The sequence below is a fragment of the Paenibacillus sp. 598K genome (assembly GCF_003851045.1).
Taxonomy (GTDB): domain Bacteria; phylum Bacillota; class Bacilli; order Paenibacillales; family Paenibacillaceae; genus Paenibacillus_D.
In genome coordinates this window covers 43,921-60,709 of the sequence record NZ_BFBX01000031.1, presented here as the reverse complement: position 1 = coordinate 60,709, position 16,789 = coordinate 43,921, and the positions used below count along the sequence as shown (strand labels likewise).

Genomic DNA, 16,789 nt, shown 5'->3' with positions numbered 1-16,789 from the left:
GGGGCGGGGGTCTGCAGATGAACCTGCTGGTGATCGGCATGTTTTTGCTATTGACCAATTGGCATCATTATCGCAACCTGTCGTTTCTGTTCATCCGCTTCCTGATGAGGCGCAATGATACGGCGGAGCGGCGGCTGCGCGGAGGAGAGCCAGCGAAGCCGATCATCGTCAGCGGCGGCAGCTCGGTGCTGGATATCCTGCGGCTGCTGCGCCGCAACCATTACCACCTGATCTACGTACAGGGCGGACCGGGTCGGGAGCTGTTGGTGCTGCCGGAGAACCGGCTCGTCGAGGGCTACTTGACGAATGGGCAGCCGGGGCGTGAAGTCCGCGAGCTTTTGCGGTAAAATAGGGTTAGCGTCTGCCCCTGGGCAGATCACTCGGCCCAATCGGGCCGAGCATCCGGTTCGCAGGGACCATGGGCAGGTGAACGGCAGAAGATGAAGCAAATGCTGATCCATAAAGAAACAGACTATACCGTCTTGGCGTTGCTGGAGGATGGACAGGTCATGCAGACCGATATCGACCGTCCGGGCGGTAAGCAAAGCGAAGGCAATATCTATAAAGGCCGGGTCGTCAATGTGCTGCCAGGTATGCAAGCGGCGTTCGTCGACATCGGCCAGGGCAAAAACGCCTTCCTGTTCATCGACGAGCTGCTGGAGCCGAATCGCGCAGATCGCGGCGGACCCAAACCATCCATTACCGAGCTGGTGCGGGCGGGGCAGCAGCTGATCGTGCAGATTACGAAGGAGCCGATCGACGGCAAGGGGGCGAGGGTGACGACGAATATCGCCTTGCCGGGCCGCTGCATGGTGTATATGCCGGAGGCAGACTATGTCGGCGTCTCCCGCAAAATCTCGCCAGAGGAAGCGCGCGAGCGGCTCCGGACAGCGGGGGAGCGGCTGCGCCGTCCTGGCGAGGGACTGATCATCCGAACGGTTGCCCTTGAGGCTGCGCTTGATGAGCTGCAGCAGGAGGTAGCGAGTCTGAGAGAGACATGGACGACGATCCGCCAGACTGCGGGGCACGCAGAAGCGCCTGCCGAGCTGTATGGCGGCAATACGCTGCCGCAGCGCGTCGTCGCCGATCTGATATCGCGTCAGGCCGACGAGGTCTGGATCGACGATGCGGAGACATATGCGAGCATCGCCGCGATGCTGCGCCTTCGCCCCGATGGCGGGACGTCGTCGCTGAGACGTTATGAGGAGCCGGACGACATGCTCGCCCGCTTCGGCGTGCTGGAGCAGCTTGAGCGCGCCTATGCGCGTCGGGTGCGTCTGCCTTCGGGCGGCGAGCTGGTGTGGGATCAGACCGAAGCGCTGACCGTCATCGATGTGAACACGGGCAAGTTTGTCGGCACGCACATGCTGGAGGATACGGTATACCACGCGAATCTCGAGGCCGCCGTTGCAATTGCCAGACTGCTGCGACTGCGCGATACGGGGGGCATCGTCCTGATCGACTTCATCGATATGGAGCAGGAGCAGCATCGCAACGCGGTCAAGCAATTGCTGGAGCAGGAGCTGGCCAAGGACAAGGCGCAGAGTCATATCCTCGGCTGGACGAGGCTTGGGCTGCTGGAGATGACGCGCCAAAAGAAGCGGGAAAATGCGCTTGGCGCCTTGCTGGAAACCTGTGCGTCTTGCCGCGGGCGCGGAAAGCTGTACAACGGACCCGGCTTGCGGGAGCGCGCAGGCAGCCCGCGCAAGTAGCGGATCGAGCTTGCGCGAGGATGAACAGGCATGAGCAGTTGCTGCGGCCATTGCATCGGCCTGTTTTTTGTTGTTCCAGCTCTTGATATTGGAATAGCCCTATGCTATAATACTCCAGTGTGTCTAGTACCCAAGCTAGTCATGCTACAACCGCTCCGGTCGGGTATGCAAGCGCGGCGGCATCTGTCGCAGCCACCTTGAATCAGGCGAGTCTTAGACATGAGGAGGTGCACCATCCATGTACGCAATTATTGAGACAGGCGGCAAGCAATACAAAGTTCAAGAAGGCGATGTACTCTACATCGAGAAATTGGACGCCACAGCAGGCGACAGCATCACGTTTGATCGCGTGTTGGCCGTATCCAATGGCGAAGGCCTTGTAACAGGCGCTCCGCTGGTAGCCGGCGCAAGCGTCTCGGCAACCGTCGAGAAGCACGGCAAAGGCCAAAAGGTCATCGTGTATAAATACAAGCCGAAGAAAAACTACCGTCGCAAGCAAGGTCATCGTCAACCGTATTCGAAAGTAACCATCGGCAAAATCCAAGCGTAAGCGAGGAGCGGCTGATGATACAGGTTACCTTCGAGCGTCGTCAGGCTGACAAGACGATTGCGGCATTTACCATTGAGGGACATGCGAAGTATGCGCGGGCAGGCAAGGATATCGTCTGCGCCGGCGTATCTGCGATATCGGTGGGGACGGTGAACAGCATCGAGGCCTTGACCGGCGTCGTGTTGCCCGCATCGATGAAGAACGGCTGGTTGTCCTCGGATGTTCCGGAGACCGGTTCGCCGGAGACGGATGCCCAGGTTCAGCTGCTGCTCGAGTCGATGCGCGTCATGCTGGAGACGATCCAACAATCGTACGGCAGATTTGTCGTCATTCACGAACATTCGAGATAGAAGGAGGGAAACCACCATGTTGAAACTGAATCTTCAGCTCTTCGCCTCCAAAAAAGGCGTGGGCTCGACGAAGAACGGACGCGACAGCCAATCGAAACGTCTTGGCGCGAAGCGTGCGGACGGCCAGACGGTAACGGCCGGCAGCATTTTGTTCCGCCAGCGCGGAACGAAGATCCACCCAGGCAACAACGTAGGCATCGGCAAAGACGATACCTTGTTCGCCAAAGTGGAAGGCGTGGTCAAGTTTGAACGCTGGGGCCGCGATCGCAAAAAAGTGAGCGTGTACCCGGTTGATGTGGCGCCAGTCGCCGCAGCTGTCGAAAACTAATAACAGCGCACAACCCCGGCCTCCGTTGCATAGGCCGGGGTTGTTTTTTTGCTTCTCCCCTGGCTCGGGCGAGTTTGAAAACGGGTTATTTTTTGGTGACCGGCTCGCGTTGGACATGCTATACTGTAAAAAGTTGTGAACGCAGAAGAAACGGGGAACAGGCTGATGAATCGCTTGCGAGGATGGAAATATGGCGCGGCGGCGTCGATCGCGGTGCCGTCTGTGGCGGCATGGATGGGAGGTGGAAGCTCCGCATCCCAGCTGCTCCTGGTCGTCTGGGTCGCCGCAGCGGCGACGGTCTGGATCGCGGTCGAGCGGAAGGAGCAGGCCCAGCGGCTGGAGCAAGCGTTGCTCTCGGCCCGCCAGACGTCTCTGCGGATACTTAACCATCACAGGCACGACTGGATGAACGAGCTGCAAGTATTGTACGGGTATATCCGCTTGCAGAAGCCGGATAAAACCGTTCAATGCGTGGAGAGAATAAGGGACAGGATGATGATGGAAAGCCGGATCGCCAAGCTGAATGAGCCCGGACTTGTGTTGTACCTGCAATCGTTCCGTACCGTCTCAAAGGCATTGCAGTTGGAGGTGCTCCTGGAGGAGGAGGTCAACTGGATGGCGCTCGGCTCCGACGCGGCGGCGCTTGGCGTGCGTTTGACGGAGCTGCTGGAGGCTTTTCGGCTTGGCATCAAGCCGGGAGCGGGGGATGCGCCGCGGATCCAGTTGGAGCTGTCGCAGTACGAGGGGATCGTTGAGGTGTCGCTGGAGCTTGACGGCGAGCTGCAGGATGCTCCGGCTCTGGAGCGGCGCTGCCAAGAGGTATTGGCGGATTCGCGTTTTCGCATCGTACGGCTGACGCCGGAGATGGATTGCATCGTGCTGCAGGCAGAGCTTGCAGCGGGTTAAACGAACGGAGGATAATCATGTTTGTAGATAAAGCGAAGATATTTGTCAAGGGAGGCAATGGCGGCGACGGCATCGTCTCCTTCCGCCGCGAGCTCTATGTGCCCGAAGGGGGACCAGCAGGGGGCGACGGTGGCAAAGGCGCGAATATTATTTTTCGCGTCGACGAGGGCCTGCGCACGCTGATGGACTTCCGCTATCAGCGGCATTTCAAGGGTGAGCGGGGGCAGAAGGGCAAGATCAAGGGGATGCATGGCGCCGGCGCCGAGGATATGGTCGTGCGGATCCCGCCGGGCACCGTCATCATCGATGACGACTCGCAGGAGATCATCGCCGATATGACGCGGCACGGCCAGGAGCTGGTCGTCGCCAAGGGCGGACGCGGCGGACGCGGCAATATCCGCTTCGCCACCCCGAACAATCCGGCCCCGCACATCGCGGAGAATGGCGAGGAAGGCGAGGAGCGCTGGATCGTCCTGGAGCTGAAGGTGATGGCGGACGTCGGTCTGGTCGGCTTCCCAAGCGTCGGCAAGTCGACGCTGCTCTCCGTCGTATCGGCGGCCAAGCCGAAGATCGGAGCCTACCACTTCACGACGATCACGCCGAATCTCGGCGTCGTCGATGTCGGCGACGACCGCAGCTTCGTCATGGCGGATCTGCCAGGTCTGATCGAGGGGGCGCATGAGGGCGTTGGCCTCGGGCATGAGTTCCTGCGCCATGTCGAGCGGACGAGAGTCATCATTCATGTGCTCGATATGGCCGGCTCGGAGGGACGCGATCCGTTCGAGGACTGGCAGACGATCAACGGTGAGCTGGCGCAGTACAATGCCAAGCTGGCAGAGCGGCCGCAGATTATCGCCGCCAACAAGATGGACATGCCGGACGCCGAGACGCATCTGGAGATGTTCCGCGAGCGATTGCAGGAGATGTCGGATGACAAGGTGCATGAGATCGTGCCGATCTCCTCGCTCACCAAGCAGGGCATCCAAGAGCTGCTCTACAAGGCGGCCGACCTGCTCGATGCGATCGTCGAGGAGCCGTCTGTCGAGGCGGCGCCGGACGAGACCGAACGCGTCGTCTTCAAGTACGAGAAAAAAGAAGATGAGTCGTTTACCGTTCATTACGATGACGGTATCTACGTGGTGGAGAGCGCGCATATCGAGAAGTTTATCAAGCGCCACAATCTGAACTCTTATGATGAAGTGATGCGCTTCGCCCGCGTCATGCGCAAGATGGGCGTCGACTCCGCGCTGCGCAAGGCGGGTGCGAAGGATGGCGACCCGGTGCGGATCGGCGATTATGGCTTCGAGTTTTTTGAGGGCAGCGACTATATTTTTGAGTAAGAAGGCTTCGCTTTGGAAGCGTGAGAAAGCTTCGTAGCGAAGCTTTTCTTTTTTTTGTCTGGAGGGGCGTCGAACGTCTTGCGTGGGCGCAGCATGAATTGGGCGCTGCCTATTGCCAGAGGGGACAGAATTCGATATAATGTCCACTATACGAAGACGATTGTCTATTGGGGGAGGACGATTAATGACGGAACGTTATTATGTCGTTCGTGAAGATCTGCTGCCTGAAGGCATCGTCAAGACGATGCAGGTTAAGGAGATGCTCCAGCGCGGCGAAGCGGCCACCGTCCATGAAGCTGTGGAGCGGGTCGGATTAAGCCGCAGCGCCTTTTATAAGTACAAGGACGGCATTACGCTGCTCGACCAGATGGAGCGGGAGCGGATCGTCACGGTGGCGATGGATCTGGAGCACCGCTCAGGCATCCTGTCCAGAGTGCTCTCGACGATCGCTTCGCTCGAGGGCAATGTGCTGACGATCCATCAGAGCATCCCTTTGCAGGGGATGGCCGGTGTCGTCCTCTCGGTCGATACGGCCAACATGGGTCAGCCGATATCCGGACTGCTCGAAGCGCTGCGCCGTCAAGACGGCGTCCGCAAAGTAATCCTGACCGGCCAAGGATGAACCTAGTGCGTGATCAAAAGCGATAATAGATACAAGTGGAGGGGAAGTATAATGAAACCAGTAAAAGTAGGCTTGCTCGGACTCGGTACCGTCGGGACAGGTGTCGTGCGCATCATCGAGGGACATCAAGAGGATCTGCAGAGCCAGAGCGGCTCGCCGATCGTCATCGAACGGATCCTCGTGCAGAACCGCGCCAAAGCGCGCAATATCGCGATTGATCCCGACCGCCTGACAGAAGATCCGTATGACATCATCCATGATCCCGAGATCGACGTCGTCATCGAGGTAATGGGCGGTGTGCAGCAGACCAAGGAATATATCCTCGAGGCGCTGGCTCGGGGCAAGCATGTGGTCACAGCCAACAAGGACCTGATGGCGTTACATGGACCGGAGATTTTGCGCAAGGCGCAGGAGCAGCGCTGCGATGTCTTCTACGAGGCTAGCGTGGCGGGCGGCATCCCGATCATCCGGACGCTGATCGACGGCTTCTCGTCGGATCGAATCACCAAAATTATGGGGATTGTCAACGGTACGACGAACTATATGCTAACCAAGATGGCTCAGGAGGGCGTCTCCTATGACGAGGTGTTGAAGGAAGCGCAATTGCTCGGATATGCCGAGGCCGACCCGACCTCCGATGTCGAGGGGCTCGATGCGGCTCGCAAGATGACGATTCTGGCGACGCTTGGCTTCCGCGCCGATGTCGCGCTTGAGGATGTCAGCGTGAAGGGGATGACCGGCGTAAGCCGCGAGGATATCCTCTACGCGCAGCGTCTTGGCTATGTCGTCAAGCTGCTTGGCATCGCCGAGCGCCAGGACGACCAGTTCAGCATTACGGTCCAGCCGACGATGGTCAAAAACACGCATCCGATCGCTTCGGTCAACGGCGTTTACAATGCGGTGTATGTGTATGGCGAAGCTGTCGGCGAGACGATGTTCTACGGCGCTGGAGCAGGCGAGCTGCCGACGGCGACGTCGATCGTCGCCGATCTGGTCGCCGTCGCCAAAAACCTCAAGCTGGGCGTCAACGGCTTGCAGCGTACATCTGTCTACAAGGAGAAAAAGCTGAAGACGGATGAGCAGATCTCCTCGAAATATTTTATGCTGCTGCATGTGGACGATCGCGCCGGGGTATTGGCCCAGATCACGCAGGTGTTCGCCGATCACGAGGTTAGTCTCGAATCGGTGCTACAGCAGCCGAACAGCGATAATCCGCAAGCCGAAATTATCATCATTACGCATGACGCCAACAAGGCGGCTGTCAACCGCGTGCTGGAGCAGTTCGGCTCGCTGGGCGTCATCCGCAAGGTGAAGAGTGTCTACCGGGTAGAGGGTTAACGATGACAGCAGATCAGCAGCAGAGAGTCATCGTCAAAGTTCCGGCCAGTACGGCCAACCTCGGCCCCGGCTTCGACTCGCTGGGCATGGCGCTGTCGCTCTTCGCCTGGATCGAGATGGGCGCGGCGGAGCGGACGGAGATTGTCCTCCATGGCGAGGGGATGGACGGCATCCCTACAGACAAGACGAACCTGGTATACAAGGTCGCCCAGCAAGTGTTCGACGAGGCCGGCGTCTCGATCCCGGAGCTGAGCATCTCGATGTACAGCGAAATCCCGCTGACGCGCGGTCTCGGCAGCAGCGCCTCGGCGATCGTCGGCGCGCTCGCGGCGGCCAATCGTCTGGCCGGCGATGCGCTGAGCCGGGAACGGCTGTTCGAGATCGCGACCCGGCTCGAGGGTCATCCCGACAACGTCGGCGCATCGCTGTACGGCGGCATCATCGTTGCGGCCTGGGACGGCGAGCGGGCGGCAGCGATCCGGCTGGAGCCGCATCCCGAGCTTGAGGTGCTGGTAGCGATCCCTGAGTTTCACCTGTCGACGGATAAGGCGCGTCATGCGCTCCCTGCCGGGTACAGCAAGGCGGATGCGGTGTATAATGTCGGTCGCAGCTCGCTCCTCGTCGCTGCGCTGGCCTCCGGGCAGCTGGAAATGATCCGTTATGCGATGCAAGACCGTCTGCATCAGCCCTACCGGGCAGCCCTGATCCCGGGCATGGAGCGCATCCTCGCGGAGGCTACGGAGCATGGCGCGCTTGGCGCCGCGCTGAGCGGCGCTGGTCCGACGATGCTGGCGCTCGTCGACCGACGCAGTAGCCGCAAGCAAGAGCTGGAGCAATTCCTGCTCGATTCCTTGCGTCAGCACAATCCCGCCGAGGCGCGCTGGCTGACGCCTTGCCTGGAAGGCCCGGTCGTCACATCTCTGGATGCGTCGCAAGCGGGCACTACGTTCATGGAATGGATTAAAGGAGAAATTACGGCATGATTAAAACAGCCTTATTGCCGCAAGGCAGCGTCTCAGATGAGGCGGCGCATTATTTGTTCGCATCTGAGGAAGTTAGCTGGAGCTATTACAAATCGATCGCAGACGTCTTCCTGTCGACGGCCAGCGGCCAGACAGACTACAGCGTCATCCCGATCGAAAACACGATCGAAGGCTCGGTGAGCCTCCATAACGACTGGCTGGTACATGAGGTGCAGCTGCCGATCCAGGCCGAGTGGGTATTCCCCTCGCTGCAAAATCTGATCGGCCACGCCGACGAGATGTTGGACGAGCGAGGCGAGCTGGACTATGCTAGAATAAAAAAGGTGATCAGCCATCCGGTGGCGATGGCGCAGTGCACCAAGCTGCTGCGTGAGCGTCTGGCCCATGCCGAAATGGAGCATATCAACAGCACCGTCGAGGCGGTATCGACCGTCAAAGCCCATCCGGGCGAGGGCTGGTGCGCGATCGGCACAAGGGCGGGAGCGGCCTTGCATGGACTGGATGTGCTGCAGCCGAGCGTCACCGACCACAACAACAACTTTACCCGCTTCCTGCTGATCGGCGACCGCCCGTTCACCGAGCGCAGCTCGGATGTCCATAAGACGACGATTCATGTGACGCTGCCGGAGGACTACCCGGGGGCGCTGCATCAGGTGCTGTCGGCGTTTGCCTGGCGGCGCATCAACCTCTCGCGCATCGAATCGCGCCCGACGAAGCGGATGCTGGGAAGCTATTACTTTATGATCGATATCGAGATGTCCATGGATACGGTGCTGCTGCCTGCTGCGTTGGAGGAGATCCGCGCGATCGGCTGCCAGGTACGCAATATGGGCTCGTATCCGTCGTTTCGTTACGAATGCTGACGACCCGGCCTCCGGGCCGGTTCATACTCTATCAACAACCCAAACTACCGGAGGTGTCATAGCGAGATGGCTGAGCAGTGGATCTACATAAACGGTGATTATGTGACGAAAGAGAATGCGAAGGTATCGGTGTATGACCATGGATTTTTGTATGGCGACGGAATCTTCGAGGGCATCCGCATCTACGGCGGCAATATCTTCAAATGCAAAGAGCATCTGGAGCGTCTGTACGATTCGGCCAAGTCGATCATGCTCGACATCCCGCTCTCGTACGAGGAGATGGAGGAAGCGCTTGTCGAGACGATTCGCCGCAACGAGCTGCGCGACGGATATATCCGTCTCATCGTCTCCCGTGGTCCCGGCAACCTCGGTCTCGATCCGAAGCGCTGCCCGGCCGCTTGGGTCATCATCATCGTCGAGCAGCTGGCGATCTACCCGGAGGAGGCATACAAAAACGGGCTCGTGTCGGTGTCGGTAACGCAGCGCCGCAACATCCCGGATGCGCTCAATCCGAAGATCAAATCGCTTAACTATCTGAACAATATTCTCGTCAAAATCCAGGCCAATCTGGCCGGCGTCGGCGAAGCGATCATGCTTAATGCGCAGGGCTATGTCGCCGAAGGCTCCAGCGACAACATCTTTATCATTAAAAAAGGCGTTGTTTATACGCCGCCTTGCTACATCGGGGCGCTCGAGGGCATTACGCGAGGCACGATTATGGAGCTGTGCGAGAAGCTCGGCTATCCGCTCAAGGAGGAGCCGTTTACGCTTCATGACGTCTACGTGGCGGACGAGGTGTTTTTTACAGGTACTGCAGCGGAGGTTATTGCCGTGCGCGAGGTGGATGGTCGGGTGATTGGCTCCGGTCAGGCGGGCCCGATTACGACGCAGCTGCTGCACGCTTTCCGAGATATCGTCGAGGTGGATGGCGTCAAGGTCTATTAATTTTGAGCCAACTTTCAAAACAGGCGGGTTTTCGTGTCTTTCGGACAGGATCCCGTCTGTTTTTTTTGATTTCTAGGGGACACCCGCCTACTTCGTGCATAGGATGTATGGATTGGCGGCAAGGACGTAACGCTAGCGTCCTTCCGGCCGCATTAAGAGAACGTGACAGGAGGTACGGGCATTGAAAATCCATATTGTCAAGCAGGGCGATACCCTGTATCAGCTGGCCGGGAAGTACGGCGTGACCTTGGAGGAGCTGCTCAAGCTCAATCCCGAGATCGCCAATCCGGATCAGATCCATGTAGGAATGAAGGTTAAAATCCCGTCGAATGGCGGCAAATCGTCGGAGATGGTCATCGCGCACCAGCATGTCGTCCAACAGGGCGATACGCTCTGGAAGCTGTCCAAGGCATGGGGCGTCCCGCTCAGCGACATGATTAAAGCGAATCCGCAGCTGAAAAATCCGAATGTTCTGATGACTGGCGAAACCGTCAATATCCCCAAAGCTTCTGGCAAGGAAACCGATCTGCATCTGCCGGAGATGCCAATCATGCCAGAGCTGCCCGCGATGCCCTCGATAGAGTCGCCGTCTGGCAAAACGTCGACGGCGCCAATCGCCACAACGCCAGGCAAAACGTCGACGGCGCCGATCGCTTCTATGCCGGGCAAGACGTCGACAGCTCCGATGCCGATGCCGGAGGTAATGCCGCAGGCAACGCAGCAGATACAGCCGGTACAGGAGCATCACATGTATCCGATCCATCTGGAGTATCACAAAACGACCCACTTGTTCCAGCAGCACCAGGAGCCTGCGGTTAAGGCAGGCGCCAAGGAAGAGCCAAAGAAAGTAGAGCCCGCCGCCGCCACGCCATGCGGAACCTATAGCCCGGCTGCCGGAATGCAATATGGCATGCAAATGCCAGTAGGCGGAGCGGGGATGTCCTACGGTACGCAGATGCCAGTAGGCGGAGCGGGAATGTCTTACGGAACGCAGATGCCAGTAGGCGGAGCGGAGGCGTCCTATGGCGGGCAAATGCCGGCACCAGGGGCAGTCGCCCAATGGCCGGGGATCGGCGAGCTGTACGGAGGCTACGGCTACAGCTATGCGGCGCCGCAACAGGAGGTATCGGTGCACGGCATGGGATATGGCGGCTATCCTGGCAGCTACAGCAGCCCCGATAACCAAGTGGAGAGCACTTCTGTCGGTGCCGACACCTCGTCAGGTTATGGCTATCCGGGGGCTCCCGGATGGGATGGCTCTTCCCCGCAGAGCGTCATGCCTGCTGCATGGGGGCAGTCCGTCAACCCTTGGGGAGGCGGCATGGCCTATGGCTATGGCGGTCAAGCGCCCTATGGCTATCCGGGGATGATGCCGGGCGCCGAGAGCATGGGCTACGGGCAATCCATGCCGAACTACTATATGCCGCAGGCGTACGGGATGCCGCAGGTGATGGGGACGTCGGATATGAGCTATGGCGCAGCGGGCGTAGGCGGTGTGCAGACGCCTGGACAGAAGCCATGCAATTGCGGCTGCAAGGACCAGAGAGAGGAAGAAGAAGAGGCGCCCGAGGTGAAGCTGGCGACCAATGCACCGTCGGCAAAACGGACATCTGCAGCAGCTAAAACCTCTCGAAGCAAAAAAACGCCGCCCCGCACGGCGGCCAAACGTCCGTCGCGACGCCAAGGCTCCAGTCTGCCCTGGATCAATAACTAGGCTGAAAGCATTGCCTTCCGCCATCCTGGCGGAGGGCGTGTTCGCGTGTCATGCATAGATTGCCAACCCTTCGGTTATGCTACGAAAAAAAGTGGAGGGCGCTGGTCATGATCGCTTTCAGACGTTGGATACGAATTAGGAAACGGTGGGTGCGCGGCAAAAGACTGCTGGGCGCGTTCGGGGCGCTCCTCCTTGTGGCCGGCGCGCTCCAGCTTCAACCGGCTGCCGCAGCCGCTGCGCCCGAGCGCAATCGCCAGTGGGTGGAGACGCTGCAGCTAGAGGAGTCGCCGCGCACCGTCAAGCATGTCCGCAGCTTCATCTGCGGCGTCGAAGAAACGTTCCTAGGCAAGCTTGACGCCGGGGAGGTGCTGCGTCTGCTGGACGAGCATCCGGAATGGCGTCCCGAGCTGACAGAGACAGGCGAGATCGCGATGATCGAGCAGGTCGAGGATTTGTCGGAGACGTGCAAGCAGCGGGCTTACTTTAGCCTGGACAAGCTGGGGCAGCTTTCGTTGTTCGAGGGGCCGCCTGAGGAGGAGCGGGTCATTCGCACCTTTTTCCAGCTGGATACCGATTATATGGAGAGCAGTCTGCCCCGCGCGTATTGGGACGCCTTGAGCGAAGGCATCCGGATCACCGATGTGGACGAATACAACAGCGTATTGTCGACCTACAGCGAATACGCGCTGCAGCCGGTGTCGGCCGAGCATACGCCGGACTGAAGCCATTGCAAGCATGACAGCCCCGAATCATTATGGTTCGGGGCTATTTGGCATGGCTTCAGCATGCGTTGTTCTCATTCCTACGAACATTTGCTATAATGAAATGATAGAAAAAATAGCCTTACATACGGTCGGTTGAGATGGGAGAGTGCATTTTGCGCGTACTGGGGATAGATCCGGGGATTGCGATCGCCGGATTTGGATTTGTCGATAAACAAGGGCATAAGCTGTCGCCCGTACAATATGGCTCGATACAGACGGAGGCGCATACGCCGCAAGAAACCCGGCTGCGCCAGATCTATGAATCAACGATGGCGTTGCTCGAGAAATACAAGCCGGATGCGATGGCCGTCGAGAAGCTGTTTTTTAACCGCAACGTAACGACAGCCTTCGCTGTCGGTCAAGCGCGCGGCGTCATCATGCTGGCGGCCGCCCAGCAGGGGGTGCCGATCGCCGAATATACGCCGCTCCAGGTCAAGCAGGCGGTGGTCGGCTACGGGAAGGCCGAAAAACGGCAGGTGCAGGAGATGGTCAAGATGCTGCTGAAGCTGTCGGTCATCCCGAAGCCGGATGATGTCGCCGATGCGCTCGCCATCGCGATCTGCCACGCCCACTCGGCGGTGCTGCAGCGCAAGCTAAGCGAGGTGAAGCCGAGATGATCGATTATCTTAAGGGTCAGGTGGCCCATGTCGAGGCTGAATATATCGTGCTTGATGTGCGCGATATCGGATATCGTGTATTTACGCCGAGTCCGTATGCCTTCGCTGGCAAGCAAGAGCAAGTGACGGTATATATCCATCACCATGTACGGGAGGATGCGGTCCTGCTGTTCGGCTTCGCCACGCGCGAGGAGCAGCGGCTGTTCCGTCAGCTCCTCGACGTCTCCGGCATCGGCCCGCGCGTCGCGCTCGGCATCCTCGCCGGTGGCCGCCCCGAGGCAGTCATCGGAGCGGTGCAGCAGGAGAATATCGCGTTCCTGACCAAGCTGCCCGGCATCGGTCGCAAGACGGCGCAGCGGATGATCCTCGATCTGAAGGACAAGCTGGCGGCAATGCCGATCGACGGCTCCGTAGCGACGGCGATCGAGGAGCCAGGGCTCTCAGCCGCCGATGGCGGCATTGTCTGGCGGGAGGCGAGGGAGGCGCTGGCCGCCCTTGGCTACACGTCAGCCGAGCTGGATCGGGCATGGCAGAGCCTGAAGGACGAGGCCGAGGGAGCTTCGGTGGAGCAGCTGATGAAGAAGGCGCTACAGCATTTATTTAAAGGTTGACAGGGAGGGAGACAGGAATGGACGACAGGATAATCTCCGCCAACCTGATGATGGGGGACGAGGCCGTCGAGCTCAGCTTGCGCCCGCGTTATCTAGCGGAGTACATCGGGCAGTCAAGCGCCAAGAGCAACCTCAAGGTGTATATCGAGGCGGCCAAGCTCCGCAAGGAAGCGCTCGACCATGTGCTGCTGTATGGTCCGCCGGGGCTCGGGAAGACGACGCTCTCCAATATTATCGCCAATGAGATGGGCGTGCAGTTGCGCACGACGTCGGGGCCGGCAATCGAACGACCGGGCGATCTGGCAGCCATACTGACCAACCTGCAGGAGGGCGATGTCTTGTTCATCGACGAGATCCATCGGCTGCATCGCACGGTCGAGGAGGTGCTGTACCCGGCGATGGAGGACTTCGCGCTCGACATTATGATCGGCAAAGGGCCAAGCGCCCGTTCCGTCAGGCTCGATCTGCCGCCGTTCACGCTGATCGGCGCAACGACGCGAGCCGGCCTGATCTCGGCGCCGCTGCGCGACCGCTTCGGCATCGTTAGCCGTCTGGAGTTCTACACGGTCGACGAGCTCGCCTTTATCGTCTCGCGGGCGGCCGACATCCTCGGCGTAGAGATGGTCGGGGAGGCCGCTCAAGAGGTCGCGATGCGCTCGCGAGGCACGCCTCGGATCGCCAATCGGCTACTAAAGCGGGTCAGAGACTTCGCGCAGGTGCGCGGAGACGGCGTCATCACCTATGAGCTGGCGAATATGGCGCTCGAGCTGATCCAGGTCGATCCGATGGGGCTCGATACGATCGATCACAAGATGCTGCAAGCGATGATCGGCAGCTTCCGCGGCGGTCCGGTCGGACTCGACACGATCGCAGCGACGATCGGCGAGGAGAGTCAGACGATCGAGGATGTGTATGAGCCGTACCTGATGCAGATCGGCTTCCTGCAGCGGACGCCTCGGGGCCGGGTCGTCGCGCCCAAGGCGTACATCCACCTGGGACTGCCCGTACCGCAGGACGCGGGAGGGGAGAGCCCGTCATGAGAGGAGAAGGTGCTATGAGAGGACGATCTGATGCAGCCGGCCTGGCAGGGCGCCCCAGACGAAGCTGGCTGCCGCTCTGGCTGTCTCTATGTCTGGTAGTAACGGTCATCGCCTGGCCATCGCAGGCTGCGGCCGAGGATCGGTCGATCCGCGTTGGCTTGCTCTTCAACCTGCCTGGCAAATATACGGCGACGACGCCGGTCGCGACGCTTAGCAGCCCCCAGGGACTGCGAGTAGGCATCCGTCAGCCGTCGGGCGAAGCGGTCTACGGCACTCATGCCGGAGCCGCGCGCATCGCGCTCCACGACTACAAGACGACCGTACTGCAGACGACAGACTTCGCAGCGGCCCAGGCCGCCTACAAGCGGGTACGGGAGAGCAGCGCCGCGGTCTGGCTGACGTCCTCGCCCGGCGCAGGCAACGCGCGTCTGTATGAAGTAACGGAAGGAAGCTATGCTACGGCGGCGGAGGCGAGGACGGCGGCGGAGCGGTGGAGCAAAGGCGGTTATCCGCAAGCTGTCGCGGCGGGGCCGCTGCAGCTCGAGTCGACCGCTTACGATACGCTCGCCAAGGCGAGAGAGGCGCAGTCGGCCTACGGGGGCAAAGGCGTGAGCACCGATATTGGCCTGCGAGTCGGCGCCTCCGGGTCGATGGTCTACGTCGTCCTGGTCGGCCGGGCAGTCGACGCAGCCGGTCTCGAGTCGGTGCGCCAAGCGGTCGGCGCGGAAGGACTGGCGACAGCGGCGGCCGGTAGCGGACTGGTGCTGCGCGAGGAGCATAGCCTCACGGGGACGGCTGGCAGCAGCGACAGTCTGTATCTGATCGGCGGCGCTGTCAAGGCGTGGGTTGCTGCGGCGGGCTCGCCTGGCATCCAGCTGACCGAACGCTCGGCGAGGACCTATCGCGGCGGCTTCGAGCTGAGCAGCTTCAACAACCGGCTCGCGGTCATCAATGAGCTGCCGCTGGATCACTATCTGTATGCGGTCGTACCCGCAGAGATGCCCGCCTCCTGGCCGGCAGAGGCGCTTAAGGCGCAGGCTGTCGCTGCTCGTACGTATGCGCTGTTCAAAGGAACCAGCTTTGAGATCGCCGATGTTGTCGACACGGAGCTGAGCCAGGTGTACCGCGGGATGGCCGATGAAGTCGCGGCGACCAATCAGGCGGTCGATGCGACGAGCGGCATGGTGGCCAAATCCAACGACAAGCTGATTGAGACCTTGTTCTCTTCAAGCGCTGGTGGAGCCACGGCCAATGCCGAGGAGATATGGGGCAATCAAGTGCCTTATCTTGTTACTGTCTCAAGCCCTGATGAGGCTTCCGAAGCGGGCTTGTACAGCTGGTATCGGGTGGCGCTTGCGGATGGTCGCAACGGCTACATCCGCGAGGATCTGCTGGAGCCGGTCGCGGAGACGACGGCAGCCGGCTTACCAATGATGCGGGTGAAGGAGGAGCAGACCAATGTCCGCCCGATCCCGCTCATTCAGGATGCGGTCGAGCCGGTCGCACGGCTCAGCCGGGGGACGCTGGTGACGGTGCTGGAGCAGACGGTGCAGTCCAATCCGAATCGCTGGGTGAGAGGACCGTTCACATCTGCGGAGCTCCTCACGTCCATGCAAGGCAAGCTGCTGACGCCGTTTACGGCGACGATCCGAACGCTCGAAGCGGAGTTTGGCCCGTCCGGGCGGGCAGTGCAGCTTATCGCCAATGGCACACGGCTCGATATTCGCTACCCGGACACGTTCCGCTCGGCGCTTGGCGGTCTGCCCAGCACACGCTTCGTCATCGACGAGACGGCGCGCGTCACCTATCTCGGCGCGGGCGGAGCTACCGTCGACAAGCCGTCCGACACATCGGCGACGGCGGTGATCGGAGCAGGGGGACAGGCCGTGACGCTTGATTCGGCCAATTATTACATCCTTGATGGCTCAGGCGAGCTGCGGGCGGCGACCCGCGAGCCGAGCTTCCGTTTCATCGGTCGCGGCAACGGCCATGGTGTCGGATTGTCCCAATGGGGCGCACGCGCGCTGGCCGATCAAGGGTATGATTACCAGCAGATTTTGCAATACTACTATACTAATGTCACCATAGGTAAGGAATGACAGCTGC

At 60.1% G+C, this 16,789-nt stretch carries 17 protein-coding genes, 1 pseudogene and 1 other annotated feature; all 18 genes and pseudogenes read left to right on the top strand.

The genetic code is table 11. The features are described from left to right. Positions 1-347 (top strand): annotated as a pseudogene (locus PA598K_RS10820) (Zn-dependent protease); the annotation flags it as partial. Between the two features lie 93 nt (positions 348-440). Then, complete coding sequence (locus PA598K_RS10815) at positions 441-1,712, top strand: Rne/Rng family ribonuclease (protein WP_128656962.1); 1,272 nt, start codon at positions 441-443, stop codon at positions 1,710-1,712. 138 nt (positions 1,713-1,850) lie between these two features. Further along, positions 1,851-1,936: a sequence feature (ribosomal protein L21 leader region), on the top strand. 14 nt (positions 1,937-1,950) lie between these two features. After that, positions 1,951-2,262, top strand: a complete 312-nt coding sequence (gene rplU, locus PA598K_RS10810) for a 50S ribosomal protein L21 (protein WP_128656961.1) — start codon at positions 1,951-1,953, stop codon at positions 2,260-2,262. Between the two features lie 14 nt (positions 2,263-2,276). Next, entirely contained in the window at positions 2,277-2,612 is a 336-nt protein-coding gene (locus PA598K_RS10805) for a ribosomal-processing cysteine protease Prp (protein WP_128656960.1), read from the top strand. Positions 2,613-2,628: 16 nt separating this feature from the next. After that, entirely contained in the window at positions 2,629-2,940 is a 312-nt protein-coding gene (gene rpmA / locus PA598K_RS10800) for a 50S ribosomal protein L27 (RefSeq protein WP_128656959.1), read from the top strand. 165 nt (positions 2,941-3,105) lie between these two features. Beyond that, a complete protein-coding gene (locus PA598K_RS10795; RefSeq protein ID WP_260405350.1) occupies positions 3,106-3,846 on the top strand; it encodes a Spo0B domain-containing protein in 741 nt (246 codons plus the stop codon). Positions 3,847-3,863: 17 nt separating this feature from the next. Beyond that, positions 3,864-5,186, top strand: coding sequence for a GTPase ObgE (gene obgE, locus PA598K_RS10790; protein ID WP_128656958.1), 1,323 nt, complete (start codon positions 3,864-3,866; stop codon positions 5,184-5,186). 184 nt (positions 5,187-5,370) lie between these two features. Further along, a complete protein-coding gene (locus tag PA598K_RS10785) occupies positions 5,371-5,808 on the top strand; it encodes an ACT domain-containing protein (RefSeq protein WP_128656957.1) in 438 nt (145 codons plus the stop codon). A gap of 51 nt (positions 5,809-5,859) precedes the next feature. Further along, positions 5,860-7,146, top strand: a complete 1,287-nt coding sequence (locus tag PA598K_RS10780) for a homoserine dehydrogenase (RefSeq protein WP_128656956.1) — start codon at positions 5,860-5,862, stop codon at positions 7,144-7,146. A gap of 2 nt (positions 7,147-7,148) precedes the next feature. Next, on the top strand, positions 7,149-8,129 hold the full coding sequence (gene thrB / locus PA598K_RS10775; RefSeq protein ID WP_128656955.1) for a homoserine kinase: 981 nt from the start codon (positions 7,149-7,151) through the stop codon (positions 8,127-8,129). Further along, positions 8,126-8,992 (top strand): prephenate dehydratase, encoded by an 867-nt coding sequence (gene pheA / locus PA598K_RS10770; protein ID WP_128656954.1) that lies wholly within the window; start codon positions 8,126-8,128, stop codon positions 8,990-8,992. Before thrB ends, pheA begins: the two co-directional genes overlap by 4 nt. Before the next feature lie 66 nt (positions 8,993-9,058). Next, a complete protein-coding gene (gene ilvE / locus PA598K_RS10765; RefSeq protein WP_128656953.1) occupies positions 9,059-9,937 on the top strand; it encodes a branched-chain-amino-acid transaminase in 879 nt (292 codons plus the stop codon). 181 nt (positions 9,938-10,118) lie between these two features. Continuing rightward, the gene (locus tag PA598K_RS10760) at positions 10,119-11,651 is read left to right on the top strand and encodes a LysM peptidoglycan-binding domain-containing protein (protein ID WP_128656952.1); all 1,533 of its coding nucleotides are present in this window, start codon (positions 10,119-10,121) and stop codon (positions 11,649-11,651) included. Positions 11,652-11,800: 149 nt separating this feature from the next. Next, entirely contained in the window at positions 11,801-12,373 is a 573-nt protein-coding gene (locus PA598K_RS10755) for a BofC C-terminal domain-containing protein (protein ID WP_185601820.1), read from the top strand. Positions 12,374-12,528: 155 nt separating this feature from the next. After that, a complete protein-coding gene (ruvC, locus tag PA598K_RS10750; protein WP_128656950.1) occupies positions 12,529-13,032 on the top strand; it encodes a crossover junction endodeoxyribonuclease RuvC in 504 nt (167 codons plus the stop codon). Then, positions 13,029-13,643, top strand: coding sequence for a Holliday junction branch migration protein RuvA (ruvA, locus tag PA598K_RS10745; protein ID WP_128656949.1), 615 nt, complete (start codon positions 13,029-13,031; stop codon positions 13,641-13,643). Before ruvC ends, ruvA begins: the two co-directional genes overlap by 4 nt. A gap of 17 nt (positions 13,644-13,660) precedes the next feature. Continuing rightward, positions 13,661-14,683, top strand: a complete 1,023-nt coding sequence (gene ruvB, locus PA598K_RS10740; RefSeq protein ID WP_128656948.1) for a Holliday junction branch migration DNA helicase RuvB — start codon at positions 13,661-13,663, stop codon at positions 14,681-14,683. Between the two features lie 14 nt (positions 14,684-14,697). Beyond that, a complete protein-coding gene (locus tag PA598K_RS10735) occupies positions 14,698-16,782 on the top strand; it encodes a SpoIID/LytB domain-containing protein (RefSeq protein WP_185601818.1) in 2,085 nt (694 codons plus the stop codon). The last annotated feature ends 7 nt before the right edge of the window (positions 16,783-16,789 follow it).